Origin of the sequence: Pseudomonas sp. HN11, assembly GCF_021390155.1 — a bacterium.
Classification (GTDB): Bacteria; Pseudomonadota; Gammaproteobacteria; order Pseudomonadales; family Pseudomonadaceae; genus Aquipseudomonas.
On the sequence record NZ_CP089985.1, the window covers coordinates 4,081,854 to 4,096,183 of the forward strand.

14 protein-coding genes are annotated in these 14,330 nt (G+C 51.5%); 10 read left to right on the forward strand and 4 right to left on the reverse strand.

Annotated features, from left to right (window positions below; all coding sequences use genetic code 11):
• Positions 1–438: 438 nt before the first annotated feature.
• Positions 439–1,389: a LysR family transcriptional regulator gene (locus tag LVW35_RS18430; protein WP_233891465.1), complete on the forward strand. Its 951-nt coding sequence runs from the start codon at positions 439–441 to the stop codon at positions 1,387–1,389.
• Positions 1,390–1,640: 251 nt separating this feature from the next.
• Here LVW35_RS18430 and LVW35_RS18435 read toward each other — a convergent pair whose 3' ends face one another.
• Positions 1,641–2,414 (reverse strand): isocitrate lyase/PEP mutase family protein, encoded by a 774-nt coding sequence (locus LVW35_RS18435; RefSeq protein WP_233891466.1) that lies wholly within the window; start codon positions 2,412–2,414, stop codon positions 1,641–1,643.
• A gap of 567 nt (positions 2,415–2,981) precedes the next feature.
• On the opposite strand from LVW35_RS18435, the gene LVW35_RS18440 reads away from it, so the two are divergent.
• Positions 2,982–3,485 carry a TetR/AcrR family transcriptional regulator gene (locus LVW35_RS18440; RefSeq protein ID WP_233891467.1) on the forward strand — a complete coding sequence of 168 codons (504 nt, stop codon included), beginning with the start codon at positions 2,982–2,984 and terminating at the stop codon, positions 3,483–3,485.
• 227 nt (positions 3,486–3,712) lie between these two features.
• Here LVW35_RS18440 and LVW35_RS18445 read toward each other — a convergent pair whose 3' ends face one another.
• From LVW35_RS18445 to LVW35_RS18455, 3 genes are all read right to left on the reverse strand, one after another.
• Positions 3,713–4,834, reverse strand: a complete 1,122-nt coding sequence (locus tag LVW35_RS18445) for an alkene reductase (protein WP_233891468.1) — start codon at positions 4,832–4,834, stop codon at positions 3,713–3,715.
• A gap of 658 nt (positions 4,835–5,492) precedes the next feature.
• Positions 5,493–6,404 carry a LysR family transcriptional regulator gene (locus tag LVW35_RS18450; protein WP_233891469.1) on the reverse strand — a complete coding sequence of 304 codons (912 nt, stop codon included), beginning with the start codon at positions 6,402–6,404 and terminating at the stop codon, positions 5,493–5,495.
• 140 nt (positions 6,405–6,544) lie between these two features.
• On the reverse strand, positions 6,545–7,291 hold the full coding sequence (locus LVW35_RS18455; protein WP_233891470.1) for an SDR family oxidoreductase: 747 nt from the start codon (positions 7,289–7,291) through the stop codon (positions 6,545–6,547).
• A 495-nt stretch (positions 7,292–7,786) separates the two neighbouring features.
• On the opposite strand from LVW35_RS18455, the gene LVW35_RS18460 reads away from it, so the two are divergent.
• The 8 genes from LVW35_RS18460 (at position 7,787) to LVW35_RS18490 (ending at position 14,203) form a co-directional block, all read left to right on the forward strand.
• A complete protein-coding gene (locus LVW35_RS18460) occupies positions 7,787–8,356 on the forward strand; it encodes a TetR/AcrR family transcriptional regulator (protein WP_233891471.1) in 570 nt (189 codons plus the stop codon).
• A 293-nt stretch (positions 8,357–8,649) separates the two neighbouring features.
• The gene (locus LVW35_RS18465; protein ID WP_233891472.1) at positions 8,650–9,396 is read left to right on the forward strand and encodes a hypothetical protein; all 747 of its coding nucleotides are present in this window, start codon (positions 8,650–8,652) and stop codon (positions 9,394–9,396) included.
• Positions 9,397–9,502: 106 nt separating this feature from the next.
• Complete coding sequence (locus LVW35_RS18470) at positions 9,503–9,736, forward strand: AlpA family phage regulatory protein (RefSeq protein ID WP_233891473.1); 234 nt, start codon at positions 9,503–9,505, stop codon at positions 9,734–9,736.
• Positions 9,737–9,740: 4 nt separating this feature from the next.
• A complete protein-coding gene (locus tag LVW35_RS18475) occupies positions 9,741–10,583 on the forward strand; it encodes a ParA family protein (protein WP_233891474.1) in 843 nt (280 codons plus the stop codon).
• Between the two features lie 84 nt (positions 10,584–10,667).
• The gene (locus LVW35_RS29000) at positions 10,668–10,877 is read left to right on the forward strand and encodes a hypothetical protein (protein WP_326489589.1); all 210 of its coding nucleotides are present in this window, start codon (positions 10,668–10,670) and stop codon (positions 10,875–10,877) included.
• A gap of 13 nt (positions 10,878–10,890) precedes the next feature.
• The gene (locus LVW35_RS18480) at positions 10,891–12,474 is read left to right on the forward strand and encodes a ParB family protein (RefSeq protein WP_233891475.1); all 1,584 of its coding nucleotides are present in this window, start codon (positions 10,891–10,893) and stop codon (positions 12,472–12,474) included.
• Positions 12,471–13,019 carry a DUF2857 domain-containing protein gene (locus LVW35_RS18485; protein ID WP_233891476.1) on the forward strand — a complete coding sequence of 183 codons (549 nt, stop codon included), beginning with the start codon at positions 12,471–12,473 and terminating at the stop codon, positions 13,017–13,019. Before LVW35_RS18480 ends, LVW35_RS18485 begins: the two co-directional genes overlap by 4 nt.
• Entirely contained in the window at positions 13,016–14,203 is a 1,188-nt protein-coding gene (locus LVW35_RS18490; RefSeq protein WP_233891477.1) for an STY4528 family pathogenicity island replication protein, read from the forward strand. Before LVW35_RS18485 ends, LVW35_RS18490 begins: the two co-directional genes overlap by 4 nt.
• The last annotated feature ends 127 nt before the right edge of the window (positions 14,204–14,330 follow it).

The following is a 14,330-nucleotide window of genomic DNA, read 5'->3' on the forward strand; positions in this document are numbered from 1 at the left end:
ATAAAGTGCAACGATCAACGGCCAAAACACCCATTGCTACTCGAATGAATTGCTCCTTACACAGGAAACGAAACTATTTTAAAAAACATCTGACATTGAAAGCGAAAATAATAGAAAAAAGTGGACATCTCAGTTAAGCCAGAAAATTCACAGTTCACAATTTAACGATTTACATATAGAAATCTGTGGACACGTCATCAGATCATCTAGTTTTTTTGAACACTCTTCTACCGACTTTCGCTCAAGAACCTTCGCCTCATCAGTTTTTTTGGAGATGAATCTACGCTCGATAAATTTACCAAATGGAGATGACGTGGCGTCACTCGCAAAATACACGAGGTAATGTGCATTTGTAAGTACATGTCGACTTTTCCGTTTCAAGCCAAGCACTCTCGCTTCATCAATAAACATCTATAATTTTTATGAGGTTGATAAGTCGTGAACAAAATTCAAGAGATGCAAGCATTCGTCGTTATTTGCGAAGAACTAAGTTTCACTCTTGCAGCACGACGACTTAGCGTGTCCCCAACCATGATGACTCGCGCCATTGCATCATTGGAACGAAGATTAAATACTTCATTACTTATTCGGAATACTCGCAATGTTCAACTGAGTGATACGGGACGGCGATTTTTGGTCGATTGCAAAAGAATTTTATCTGAGCTCGATGAAGCGGAAAATTTTGCCAGCGGGAATTTCGGAACTCCATCTGGACAATTGACGGTGGCAGCACCACAAATGTTTGGCGAACTGCATATTATGCCAATAATAACTAGCTTTTTAGCTGAACATGCCAACGTAACAATTAATACGTTGTTGGTAGACCGAATTACAAATATGGTTGAAGAAGGTATTGATGTAGCTATTCGTATTGGCAATACAGAGGAAGACTTACAACATGGGATCGTAGTTGGCAAAACCCGGCGTGTTATTTGTGGATCCGCTGAATATTTCAAAAAATATGGTCGACCTTCACATCCTTCGAATCTTCATAATCATCGCCTCATTGCATCTACAGCTAATACTTTATCACGCAATTGGGAATTTGAAGCAGACGGACATTCGTTGCATATAAAACCTGACTTAAAACTCACTGTCTCTACCGATCAGGCTGCCATTCGTATCGCATCACTTGGCTGGGGATTAACTCAGGCTCTTTCATACCAGATTGCAGACAAAGTTACTACTGGTGAGTTGGAAATAGTGTTGGAGAATTATGAACAAGCGCCATTACCGGTGCGAATATGTTTTCAAGCAGATCGAAAAATACCGGCAAAAATCAGCGCTTTTGTAGACCTTTGCATTAATCGACTCAGCGGAAATTTCGCATTATGTCAATTCGAATCCAAAAATCGTGATGAGCAGCTATTAATAAATCGCGTTTTTTAACGCAGCATCGCGCGAAGGCAGTTTGGCCGCCGCGGACCACTAAATTCAATCGAGAAGATCGCAAGGTCACCGTGCGAGTGCAGTTTGTAGCTTGCGCTGGGAAGAGCACTCAGCAGCGGAAGAAAATAAATCATCATTGTAGTGGCCGCTACAGCATAAATGCAGCCACTTTTCGAAAGCGTAACATTGATATCCCGCATCTGTCATGCGTAACTGGATATCCTCCAAGTTAATCAGGGGCTGACGCAGATTTAGTCGCCGTCTGCGGTGAACAGCACTCTAGCCGCACTTTGTAAGACGCCCATTGTTTGCACATAGGGCGCTGGTCCAAAGCTGATACGTGCCACTCCTAGCCTAGACAGCGAGCGAATAGATGACATGCCTCCAAGCAACATCACATTTACCGGGAGGGAAGTGTTGTCACAAATTTCACGTATCAAATGGTCCTCAATTAACCCTGGAACAAACAAGCCTGAGGCACCGGCGACGGCATATGCTTGAGCTCTTTTAATTGCCTCATCCATATAATCTTCTGGTTTTCCATCTTTTTTGAGAAAAAGATCAGTACGGGCATTGATGAATAAAGGGACGCCTTTTGTATTCGCGGCCTCACGGAGAATAGCAATTCTATTGGCCTGGTGCTCGATTCCATACAAGCCATGGCCTTTGACGACTCGGTCTTCAAAATTGAGGCCTGTGATGCCAAGGTTCAATAATTCCAGGACGTTAAAGACGAGCTCAGTATCATTTTCGCCGCAATACCCCCCTTCGAAATCCAAACTGACAGGGACCTCTACTGTTTTAACGATGCGCTCGGTGAGTTGCGCTATCAGACTGAATGGGATCATTTCTCCATCGCGATATCCTTGTGCGCGCGCCATCGACCAACTACTCGTCGCAACGGCTTTCGCGCCGCAATCAAATATGGATTTTGCACTTCCAGCATCCCAAGCGTTGTACAGCAACAGGGGATTTCCCTTTCGATGCAACTCTGTGAAACGCGCTACCTTTTCGCTTTGATTCATCACCGCCATCCTCGATACCACTCTGCAAGGGGGTCACGTGCGGGAAAGGAAATGCACAAGGTTTGAAAAAATTGGCTGTAAGATCTCAATTTCCAAAACCTAAACACTCCCGACCACGTCTATCTAACGATAGAGCAGTTGGCTGCACATGTCTAACCTCCTCCATAGGCAAGACGGCTCATTTGATCGAGCATGGCGACCCACCATCGCACCTGCCTCCTCATCAGGTTTCTGCAGCTCTGGTGCGGCTATAATCTAGGTTTCGATTTCGCTCGAAGCAGCAGTGCCTAGAACCGATAGCAGGATTTGATAGCCGAGAGAGACAAATCGCTGTCTTACTCGCTCGAACCAGGTCGCACGGTTTGTGAAGCCACGCTCCCTCGGTCGACTACGGCTCTACTTACCAAGAGGTGAGGGCTATCCGGACTGCCAGCTCAACCTGAAAATCCTTTCGCCATCACAGACGAAAAGCTCATTTTAATTTGCGTCGTGATTCCAGATAGGTATCAAATATGCCCATAATGAATAGCATGATTGCATTCTATGAAATGATTAAGGAGCAGAGCTATGAGCGACATCGGTGTCGCAATCATGGATGCTGCCGAACGGCGAATTCGGGTCGGTGGGTTCAATGGTTTCAGTTTTCGAGAAATTGCGACTGACGTAGGCGTCAAAAGCTCTACCGTTCATTATCACTTTCCTACCAAGGAGCTGCTCGCAGCGTCGGTCATTCACCGCTATACCGAGCGTGTGGCGGAATTGATTGATAATGATTTTGCAGCAGAGCCCGACTGCATAAAGGTATGGGTTCAAGCCTTTCGTGGGACAATCTACTCAGTCGACCGAATGTGCCCTAGCACCGTGCTGGGTGCAGAGACGAGAGACCTACCCGATAAAGTATCGGGCGCAGTGCAGAGCTTTTTTGAAATGTGCCTCGAGAAAATGACGACTCAAGGCATGACGGTCGAAGGAGCGTCTCAGTTGCTTTCGACGATCGTCGGAGCCTTGCTACTTGCGAACGCTCTGGGGGATATCAAAGCTTACGATCGTGCAACCCGGGGGATGCTGTAGACTCGAACGGACGATACCAAAACTAGATAACGACGCTGCCTAATGTCGTCTTGATACAAAAGTACGCCTCGAGGTCCCTCCCGAGGATCGCAGCGTCCAACATTGATTCCATCTCCCTCCTGGTATGCATCCGGTCGATCTCGTGTGGCTCCTGGAGGCAAAAAAGACGGCTACATGGAGAAAAGGTATAGCCGCCTTTCACACGTCAATTTCAAAACCGATCGCTGCTAGCTCTGATCAAAAAATGGATAGTCCGTATAGCCGCGTTCATCGTATGCATAAAAAGTGTTTCGATCATACGCATTAAGAGGGAACCCTCTTTCTATACGTTTTGGTAGATCTGGGTTGGCAATGAAATGCCGGCCAAACGCAACCAAGTCTGCATCACCGTTAGCAACGCCTGCTTCAGCTGTGGAAGGTTCGAAGCCGCCTGCTGCGAGAATGGGTCCCTTGAAATAGTGACGCAAATCTCTCGCAGCAATGGGCTCCTGCCCTTCAATCAATGTTTCTCCGCCTTTAATCCTGGGTTCAATCACGTGAAGGTAAGCTAATCCGACTTCGTTAAGGCGGCTTGCTAGATGTCGGAATAAGCTTTGCGGATCACTATCCCCCATTCCGTTGAATGTCCCGCTCGGCGCGACACGAACCCCTACTCGACCCGGTCCCCAAACGGAAACCAACGCATGCACCACCTCGATGAGAAGCCGGGTCCGATTTTCTATCGAGCCACCATACTCGTCAGTGCGCTTATTGCTTATGTCTTGTAGAAATTGATCCATCAAATGACCATTCCCCGCCATCAGCTCCACGCCGTCGAAACCGGCCTTTTTAGCATTTGCGGCTGCACCTCGGTATTGCTCCACGAGCTCGGGGATCTCGTGTGTTTGCAATGCGCGATGCGGAGACGGCAACTGAAAACCTTCAGAGGTCGGCACCATGTTGATTTCGTCTTTCCAATACGCAGCATCAACCGAGGCTGAAATTGGAGCTGCTTGGGTTACGGAGTCATGCGCGCAGCGGCCGGCATGCCAAAGTTGGGCGAACATATGGCCACCGAACGCATGAACAGTCTCAACAATGCGCTTCCAACCTGAAACCTGCGTTGCATTGTAAATTCCTGGGGAGCCGTAGTAGCCATGTCCGGACTGCGCAACGGCAGTCGATTCCGTGATAATCAGCCCCCCAACCGAAGCTCGTTGACGATAATATTCAAGCATGAGATCGCTCGGTATCCCGCCTGGCAGGACAGCCCTGAGGCGGGTAAGCGGCGCCATTACGACTCTGTGTTTTAGAGTGATATCTCCAATCTGTATGGGAGTGAAAAGCTTCTGGGGCATAGGCGCGGACATTGAGAATCTCCTGATGAACGAAGCGATAGACTTTGTAGATGTCATGCCAAACGTCCCGCTGCCAAGGATTGATCGTCGCTGCTGTTATCACATGCTCCCTTATCAATCTGGCGTGACACCTCGACAGATTGAAGCTCCCCCAGCGACGATCAATGCTGACTGCTGAACAGCATCTTTTATTCCTGAATCTATCGATAGATAGATTTGTATAGGAATAGATCCTAAACAGACATTCTGTCAAGCACGATCGAGCAAGGGCCGGATTCATGAGCGCCCTATCAACCCAGGACAAAGAATGAAGCATACGGCCTTCGGTGGGCATGACGTGTTTTGCAGGATGCGATACACGCTCAAATGCGCAGCCTCTTCCGCACATTTTATGAATGGAACGCAGTCAAATAGTTAATAAGAGCAAGTGACAGCGTTGCGTGGCGACGAGCACCAACACGGATCGCTCGCTATGCGCAGAAAGGCAAGTCGCGACGTGGTCGCTCTGCTAGACCAGCGCTTCCTACAATGATGACGTTTGTATCGCCAGTTGGGCTCAACGCCTCGTCGTTGAGCATCCCCTTACGACATATTGACGAAGGGCACCACCTTTTCGAGAGTTCGCTGAACCTGCTGAGCTTGCCTCATTCTCACCTCCTCTCTTCTTGGATCACACCTTCGTAAACTGAGACAGTGACTCTCTGAGCTTTGGTGCAGCAAAATCAATGAAGCGACGGAGTTTGAGTGGCATCAAATTACGCGATACGTGAATCATATGCACTGGAACCGGCTCGATCTCGAACTCTTGAAGCAAGATCTCTAACCTACCGTCCCTTACTGCTTCGGCAGAATCGTGCTGCAGTACCAACGTTGCTCCAATCCCATAAACTGCTGCATCAACCGCAGTATCGGGGGCAGAAACTTGCAAACGTGGTTCTACGGGAACGGTGGTAACGTTCCCTGTTTTGGGCATTCGAAAACGCCAAGGTGAAAGGTACGGACTGTTGAACACAACGCACGGTATCTTTGTGAGTGCATCCAATTCGCGGGGCACGCCGTATTTCTTCAAAAAAGCAGGACTGGCACAGACAGTCGCACGCAGATACCCAACGCCTGTCGCGATCATGCTGCTATCTGCTAGCTCTCCAATGCGGATCGCCAAATCAGCGTGTGCATCGACGAGATCTATGTTGCGATCGGACTGAAGCAATTTGATTGTAATGTCGGGAAACAAGGATAAAAATTCGTTGATGATCGGCAACACATGCAGCCGTCCAAATTGCACGGGAGCAGCGATAACCAATTCACCTCGGGGGGCCGTAAACTCACCTGTTGCCTCTCGCTCCTGATCGTTGACTTGTTCCAGGATTCGACGCGCAGCTGCGATGTATGCAGCACCTGCATCTGTCAACATCAGCTTCCGTGTCGTACGTGTGAGCAACCTTGTTCCTAGATGCGCCTCAAGGTCCGTCACCCGACGGGTAAGCGTTGACACCGGGATCCGAAGCTCTCGCGCGGCAGCGGAAAGACTTCCTTTGTCGACAGCGGATAACAGCATCGCCATAGCTTCGAGACGGTCCAAATCACTAGTCCATTTCAGGGTAAATGTCGCCAGTGTAGGAGATTTTGACATCATGAGATACGTACGCATAAGGCCCAAAAAACGACCGCGTTTAGCACTCGCTAATGCGGTCGTCCGTAAGAAAGCATGATCAACTACCGTTAAAACTGTGTCAGACCACCGTCCACGACCAATTCAATGCCTGTTGTGTACGATGAGTCATCACTGGCCAAATAAAGCGCACTTTTTGCCAACTCCGACGCTTCACCGAACCGCTTCAGTGAGATCTTTTGTTCCAAGCCGGCTGCGACCTCGCTTAACTGTTCCTCGTTCAAACCGATCTTGCTGTAAAACGGCGTGGCGATGGCGCCGGGGCTGATTGCGTTGACGCGAATTCCGCGAGGAGCAAGCTCAGCTCCCAGAGTGCGGACCAACGACCGGGCGGCTGCTTTTGTGGCGGCGAGAATCGATAGGCCAGGCATGCCAACGGTGTTTAGGAATGATGTAGTGACGATAATGCTGCCACCTGCGGGAATAAGTGGGGCGGTTTTTTGGATCGTGAAAAACGTACCGTTGAAATTCAGAGCCAGGTTGTCTTCGACGTACTCTGGCGTAACCGCTTCCAGCGGAGCGACAGTGCTAGCGCCGGCATTCGCGAACACGATATCGATGCGGCCGAATTTCGCACGCGTTTCTTCAACAGCACGCTCGATGTCGGCGACTTTACGGACATCGGCTTGGATAAACACTGCTCGGCCACCCAGCTCCTGATCAACTGCTTCCAAGCGATCAGCGGTGGAGCCAACGATTACAACTTCTGCACCTTCGGCCAGAAATAGTTTGGCTGTTTCCAAGCCGATCCCGGAGGTGCCACCCGTGATGAAAGCCACTTTGTTTTTCAGTTTCATATCGTATCTCCTATCGAGTAACCAACGCACGGATGTGCCAATGACGCAATCATCGTCGACCTCTGTTAAGGACATCAGCGACGTTGCTGGTGAGGAAGAATGCCTGCTACAGAGGCTTTGGATAATCCAGCAAACGCGGATTACACCTATTCGAAAATCGAGTAAATGATCCCTAATCTGTGTTGGTGGTCAGTCGAAACGCTAAGACGGGTGACGAAGGAGATCGAGCCTAAGGGATAGCCATAGCGGGGTTCCAAAGGCCATGGATGCGCCGTCGCCAGCGTGTCTAGCGAGGAAACCAGGGTCGGAAAAAACCCACATAGATGATGAGATGTGACCGAATATCCGTTTTGAGTGTACGGCTTAGATTAATCTGATAAGCTTTAATCATTATGGTCAGTTGCTGGTGCGCGAAGCCGCAGCGCCAGATTGATAGGAGAGACTGTTGAAATGAGGAAATCAAAGGCAGAAACCGCAGAAACGCGGAAACGGATCGTGAATGTCGCGTCCCAAGTATTCAAATGCAATGGAATCCATGCCACTGGTGTATCAGAGATTATGGCCGCGGCAGGACTGACGCACGGTGGTTTTTATCGCCATTTCGAGTCGAAAGAACAACTCGTTGCCGAAGCCTGTGCCGTGAGTATGGAAGAGCTGGTGGGCGCCGCAGAAATCGCTGTAAATGGCGGTGAAGAGGCATTCCTGAAGCACGTCCAAGAATTTCTTTCCTCAGAATATCGTGACGATCGTTTGGGCGGTTGCCCTTTGGTCGCTATGGGTAGCGAATTGGCGCGCGCAGACGCAGATACTCGTCGCGCGGCATCATCAGGATTCGAGGGCTTGATCGATCTCATAGCTAAGCGAAGCCGATTCAAAGATCCTGAGGCGGCGAAGGCTGATGCGATTTTTACACTTTCGTCCATGATTGGGGCCGTGACAATGTCGCGAATTGTAGATGATCCAGAGCTTTCCGATCTCATTCTTGAATCGACAAGGACGCGGCTGCTTGAACTATCGACAGGCCCGAAAATTAAACGCACAAAGACAAAAGCAAAAGCAGCGTGACTTCTTCTAGCCTTCGAGATGTCAGCTTTGCAAATGACCTGGGCTTATGGGGAGCGCCGGGGCAGATTTTCTGTTCAGGCGCCCAAGTCAAAACCTTCTGAAGCCTGCCGACGTTGTATCGTCTTGGTGTTAAAAGCCAGACAGAGCGAACAATTTATCCAAGTATGACGAATAGGATTTTTTTAATAATACCTCGGACCGACCAAGGGACAGTCACCGCACGGAAGCTCAGGCCTGTACAGCCTTCAAAACGTATCTAGCGGATCTGCCCCCTCAGACATGAGGCCGCCAATATGTACACGCCCAACAGCTACAATCCGCTGGCAAAATTGTTTTATCGTCCCATCGATGCAGCCATACGTTGGTGTAATCTCATGACTCATGAATCTCAGATTCTTGCGTCCGTCGAGGATTCGCCCGCAACGCTGTTCACTACTTTCCCTCAATGGCCATGTCTTCGCACCAACACCGAAAAAATTTTCGATGCGGTGCGCAACCGTGAGCTACCGTACGGCGTTTTCGGCGTGACGGTAACACCTGGAACTCCCATCGATTGCAGATTGCTGACTATTAGGCATACAGATCTCAAATGGTGGATGCTTCATCATTATCCCGATCAACGTCCAACGTTCCTATTCGGGAAGCAGCCGGCTGATGAGCAAATCAACATTGGTACCTACCTGACACTGCGGGCAGATAAAGATGCGCTTGAGATAGAGCTGAAAGCAAACAGAACTGCCCTTCGTGAACTCCTCGAAGACCTCAAGTCCGTCGGCTTAGAACGAGATAATTTACGCGCGCTGGGTAAGGCGCAGGGCAAGCTCAGCGAACGCAGTGAAACCGGTTATCAGCGTGTAATCGGCGCCTTGCTCGAAACACTTCTCGGCACCTCACCAGCTGGTAAACCCAATTCCGTATTCGATAGTCAAGCCGCAATAGTTGATTCAATAACTGCGCATTTTGAAGGCATCCCAGGTTTGAGCAAACGTACCCTCGATGAAAAATTCGCCACTGCTCGGCGCAGCTTTTCCCGCGTTTAAGTCAGCGCATTGCACTTGCAATTGGCACAATTGCAATGCAATGACTGTCAGACGTTTCTGGTTTTGAATTCAGGTCTCTCCCAATTGCGCCATCCGGCGCCAAGGAATGACCATGCAATCCCAAACAGCAATCGATTCGTCTCAACCTGAATTAATCGAGCGCCACATCATGCGGCGCGACGAGGTGGAGCGAAAGACTGGATTCAAGCGCGCGCACATCTATAACCTAATGAAGGAAGGTAAATTCCCTCAGGCTAAACGCATCGGATTACGTGCAGTCGGCTGGGACTCGTTGGAGATCGAGCGATGGGTTGTTGAGCGTCTGGGCCAGCAGGGCTGATGCCATGCGCGTGGTCGCGGTGCTTTCCACCAAAGGTGGGGTCGGAAAAACCACAGTAGCTGCCAATCTCGGCGGTCTGCTGGCGGATGCTGGTCTACGCGTCCTACTGCTCGATCTCGACAGCCAACCCACCCTCTCCAGCTATTACGCTTTGAACCAGAAAGCTGTCGCTGGCACGTACGAGCTCATTGCACTCAACTTAACGAAGCCTGCACGGATCGTTTCCAAGACCATAATCGCAGGGCTTGATCTGATCATCTCCAACGACGCTCAGGGCCAGTTAAGTACATTACTGCTACATGCCCCTGACGGGCGATTACGACTACGCAATTTGCTAGACGATTTTCGCCCCCGTTATGACCTGCTTTTGATCGACACCCAAGGCGCACGTAGCGTACTGCTGGAGATGGCAATCCTCGCGTGCGATATCGCCCTCTCTCCCATCACACCGGAGATGCTAGCCGCCCGTGAACTACGCCGCGGCACTTTGAAGCTGTTCAGCGAGCTCGAACCGTTTCGGCACCTGGGTATTACGCTGCCACCGTTGCGACTGCTGCTGAACCAGGTAAATAGCATCCGGATAGACACGCGCATGATCATTCGTGGCCTGCACGAGACCTTCGCTGGGGCTCCCAACATCTCAGTTCTAAGCACCGTAGTTCCAGACCGAGTGGCTTACCTCAATGCCGCCTCCCTAGGCCTACCAGCCCACCGAATCGAGACTCGCCAGTCACGTGAACGACGCATGCAATCAGCGTTGGAAACCATGCAAGCGTTAGCCATCGAGTTGTTTCCGGAATGGCGCGAAGCGATTTCTAGGGTGGGCAGTTACGCAGACGTTCGATGAGATGGATACCGAAGCCGGCATTTCTCGCCAGTCATTTTGTTTGTTCAACCTTCAGGCCAACAGCGTTTGGCGAGGAGTCTTTTGATGTTGGATCAGTTTCCCATCATCGTTCAGCCATCCACTAGACAAAATCATCCACCTGGCGAGGAGTACTGCACCGTGGTCTTTCGCCTACAGGGTGCGCGCTCTGCCATGGGGTGGTTCCTTGCAGAACTCTCCCGACATTTCGAAGGTTCGGGAACAGCTGAAATTGTAAAGTTCGAGATCGGTGACCATTTGCGTAACCGGCGTTAACTGAGGCATTCAAATGAAGAAGCTCAGCCAGGAGGAGATCATCGAGAAGCTGCACCAGGACCATTTTCCTCGGGGTCCAGAACTGGAGCGACTGTCCGATCCAATCATCGATACCCCCATGCTGGTCACACTGGAGCAATTGCGGCCCTACGAACACAACCCGCGCTTCATCCGAAATCCGCTTTATGACGATATAAAAGCCTCGATTCGTGAACGAGGGCTGGACCAACCACCGCCGATTACCCGCCGCCCGGGTGAAACCTATTTCATTATCCGCAACGGCGGTAATACGCGATTGGCGATTCTCGGCGAACTGTGGCAAGAAACCCACGACGAGCGCTTCTTTCGTATTCATTGCCTGTTCCGGCCTTGGAGCAATGAAATCACCACCCTGATCGGCCATCTGGCCGAAAGCGATCTGCACGGCCAACTCACCTTCATCGAACGTGCTCTGGCGGTAGCCAAACTCAAGACCATGCTCGAAGCAGATGAAGCTGCTCTCTCACAACGCGAGCTCGCACGACGTCTTGCCTCTGGGGGCTATCCCATTTCACAGTCGCACATCAGCCGGATGCTCGACACCCTCGAATACTTGCTGCCCGCCATCCCACAAACCCTGTATGCCGGATTGGGTAAGCCCAAAATTGAACGTCTGATCGGCCTGCGTAGCCAAGCTGAACGGACCTGGAATCGCTATCAAAGCGACGCCATTGCATTCCCCGAGTTTTGGCTCGACACCCTGGGCCAATTTGATGCCGTCCCTGACTCTCTCGATTTTGAGCAAGTCCAGGATGAATTGCTCACACGCATGAGCCGCTTATTCGGACAGTCCTACCGCATGCTGGCCCTGGAGCTGAGCGATACACAACGCATCATCCGTACGCCTGGCGGTGTCGTCATGCCCTCAGAGAGCAGCCATCCGCCGAACGTCGATGAAACCGCGGTAGGCCCCCTCTCCTCCGCGCCCCATCCCCAATCAATTGAGACTAAGGCCAAGACTGAAATAGAGCGAGAGGATCTGCTCACGCTGCCCGAAACGAATGTCGAATCAACAGTCAACCTTACGTCACGCGTCCAACGGATTCGCGAGCAGATTGATCGCAACACTGCACCCGAACCAACACCAATCGTCGAAACTTACACGATCGACGACATCTGGTTCATCGCCCCAACGTTGGATAGCCCTGAGCAGCTGCGATTTGCCATTGCGGGATTGGCCAGGGAAATGGCGACCTACGCCGGACATTCCGAGAGCATCGTCGACCAGAAGTATGGTTTGGGTTTCGCTCTCAACATGGATCAACTGGATCTTTCAACGCCTCGTGCGACCGGCGTTCATCTGATGCTCCTTGCCCTACTGCGCGCTCAAGACGAAGTGAACTGGGAAGATCGCAAGCAATTGCCCTCAGCCCTGTTCGGACAACTGCTATTGGGGGTCTATCAACTTCCGCTGACAGATCGTCCCGCTGTGGACGTAGGATTGGAGCGATTGCCTGACGCTCTACTGATAAAACTGTATCGCCTCATTCGCTTAGCGCGGCGCCTGATCGACTTAGCGCTTACCCCTGAAGACGACGAACCAAGGGAGCTGCCATGAACCTGTCTTTCAATGTGCTCAACCAGGCCATGCTGACCCAGGTCCTTCACGAGGTGCGTCTGGGCAATCTGCAACGCTGCAAGGCGCTCGGATTGGGTGAAGAGGATATCTACCTGCTGCAATCTTTGCCGCCTACCACGCTGTCACGCCTGGCCCATGCCACCATTCCCTGGGTTGAGGTCAAGATTGATTCGCCGGTGCTACATCGTTTGATCGACCAGGCCGAACGCGACGAGCAGAACGAGCGCTTGATCAACCGAGCGCTCAAGCTTGGTGCCAGCAGTACCATCATGTACCAGTGCTTCGGCTTAGCACATTCGGAAACCGCCCTGCGCCGACGCCTGCTCAAGATAGAAACCCGTAAGGGGCGTCCACAGAACTTGAGTGAAGCGCAGGAACACGCGCTCTGGCAGCGTTGGTGTCAATTACGCGCACAGGACGGTACCGAGGATCAGCTCGATGCCATGATGATGTTGGCGGAGGAGCAACAGATCAGCTTGACCGTTGTTTGGCAACAGATCGATCAGTACAGCAACGGAACATGAACACCGCCCCCTTCAGTCGCTGGCAGCGTGTTCTGCAGCAATGCACCCAGCAGTTGAGTGAACGTTGGCCTGCACGTCCCACCACTGAACAACCCTCCAACCAGGCTCTACAGGCTGGTTTTCTGTTCAGTGGCAAATCACATGAAGTCGTGCCGCGTCGCCTACTGCTGGATAACCGGTTGACGCCATTGGAGCGTAACGCCTGGCAAGTGTTTCGACTTATGTTGCAAGGCCAGGGGGTGGTTACCCCGCGCTATGAGGATTTGCAGCCTTACCTGTCGAGCGTGCCTTATGGAGTATCAGCTTCCCGAGAAACCATCGCTCGCGTCCTAACGATGCTCCGGCTGACCCGATGGCTCAGCTTGGTAAGTCGTGGCCGCGATCAGCTCAGCGGACGCCTACAGGGCTCTCTGTATGTCCTACACGATGAACCGCTAACTCCTGCCGAAGCCATGGAACTGGATCAAGACTACCTCGAGCTAGTCGGACACGCCCTCGATCACGCGACCAAGGCTGTGCGTATTGTCGCGCAGCATATTGTGGAAGAAATTCGCCAAGACAAGAATATCGATCAGGGGCGACTACCTACCCGACTTGAGAGCTGGGGCGAACATTGGACGCCGCAGGAATTGGATCAGGCAACCGATGAAGTGTTACACGATTCCGAACTGAGTAGCGATCACAGTGTTCCGAATCGTGTGGGACTTCGTTCGGATTCCGAACCGGGCCTGAACGCCAATGTTTCCGGCACAGTTCGGAAACCGAACGCCGCCTGTACTGTATTAAAAGAAAGTATTTGTACTGTACCGCGCGCGACCCCAGCGGTGGATAACCTGCATTGGCCCGATCCGCTGCACTTGAGCCCAAACGAACGCCAGGCCGTCGCCGTGGCGTTGAACAAGCTCAAACCAGTGGATCGACAGCCAGTGCTCAACGAAGCGGGTGCACGGTGTGCGGCTGGCGGTATCCGCAAGCCCGCGGCTTATCTGATGGGCCTTATTCAGCGAGCACTGAAAGGCGATTTTCGTCCTTGGGCAGGTCAGGCTGAATTATTACCCATTGCAGAGCCACCCTCCGTCCCTTCACGCCGCTCAAGAAAACAAGGCGAACCCGTCTCTGCCCTTGCCCAAGCGTGCCTGAATGAGTTACGCCAGCTGCGTGGCAAACGTGCTGGACGTCAGTAGATTTGATGCCACTGGCATCAGTGCCAAGCGTCCTAGAAAGTGCCGTCTCGAACCAAACCGAACAGACCACATTCAGCTTTTTGACTGTCCTTGACCTTTATCTGTCGCAACGTCCCGTCCAAGTCTA

Excerpts from the sequence above, each read along its gene's own strand:
- LVW35_RS18470 (WP_233891473.1), top strand. The coding sequence starts at position 9,503 with ATGACCATGCAATCCCAAACAGCAATCGATTCGTCTCAACCTGAATTA.
- LVW35_RS18445 (WP_233891468.1), bottom strand. The coding sequence starts at position 4,834 with ATGTCCGCGCCTATGCCCCAGAAGCTTTTCACTCCCATACAGATTGGA.
- LVW35_RS18465 (WP_233891472.1), top strand. The coding sequence starts at position 8,650 with ATGTACACGCCCAACAGCTACAATCCGCTGGCAAAATTGTTTTATCGT.
- LVW35_RS18455 (WP_233891470.1), bottom strand. The coding sequence starts at position 7,291 with ATGAAACTGAAAAACAAAGTGGCTTTCATCACGGGTGGCACCTCCGGG.
- LVW35_RS18435 (WP_233891466.1), bottom strand. The coding sequence starts at position 2,414 with ATGAATCAAAGCGAAAAGGTAGCGCGTTTCACAGAGTTGCATCGAAAG.
- LVW35_RS18480 (WP_233891475.1), top strand. The coding sequence starts at position 10,891 with ATGAAGAAGCTCAGCCAGGAGGAGATCATCGAGAAGCTGCACCAGGAC.
- LVW35_RS18490 (WP_233891477.1), top strand. The coding sequence starts at position 13,016 with ATGAACACCGCCCCCTTCAGTCGCTGGCAGCGTGTTCTGCAGCAATGC.
- LVW35_RS18475 (WP_233891474.1), top strand. The coding sequence starts at position 9,741 with ATGCGCGTGGTCGCGGTGCTTTCCACCAAAGGTGGGGTCGGAAAAACC.
- LVW35_RS29000 (WP_326489589.1), top strand. The coding sequence starts at position 10,668 with ATGTTGGATCAGTTTCCCATCATCGTTCAGCCATCCACTAGACAAAAT.
- LVW35_RS18440 (WP_233891467.1), top strand. The coding sequence starts at position 2,982 with ATGAGCGACATCGGTGTCGCAATCATGGATGCTGCCGAACGGCGAATT.
- LVW35_RS18485 (WP_233891476.1), top strand. The coding sequence starts at position 12,471 with ATGAACCTGTCTTTCAATGTGCTCAACCAGGCCATGCTGACCCAGGTC.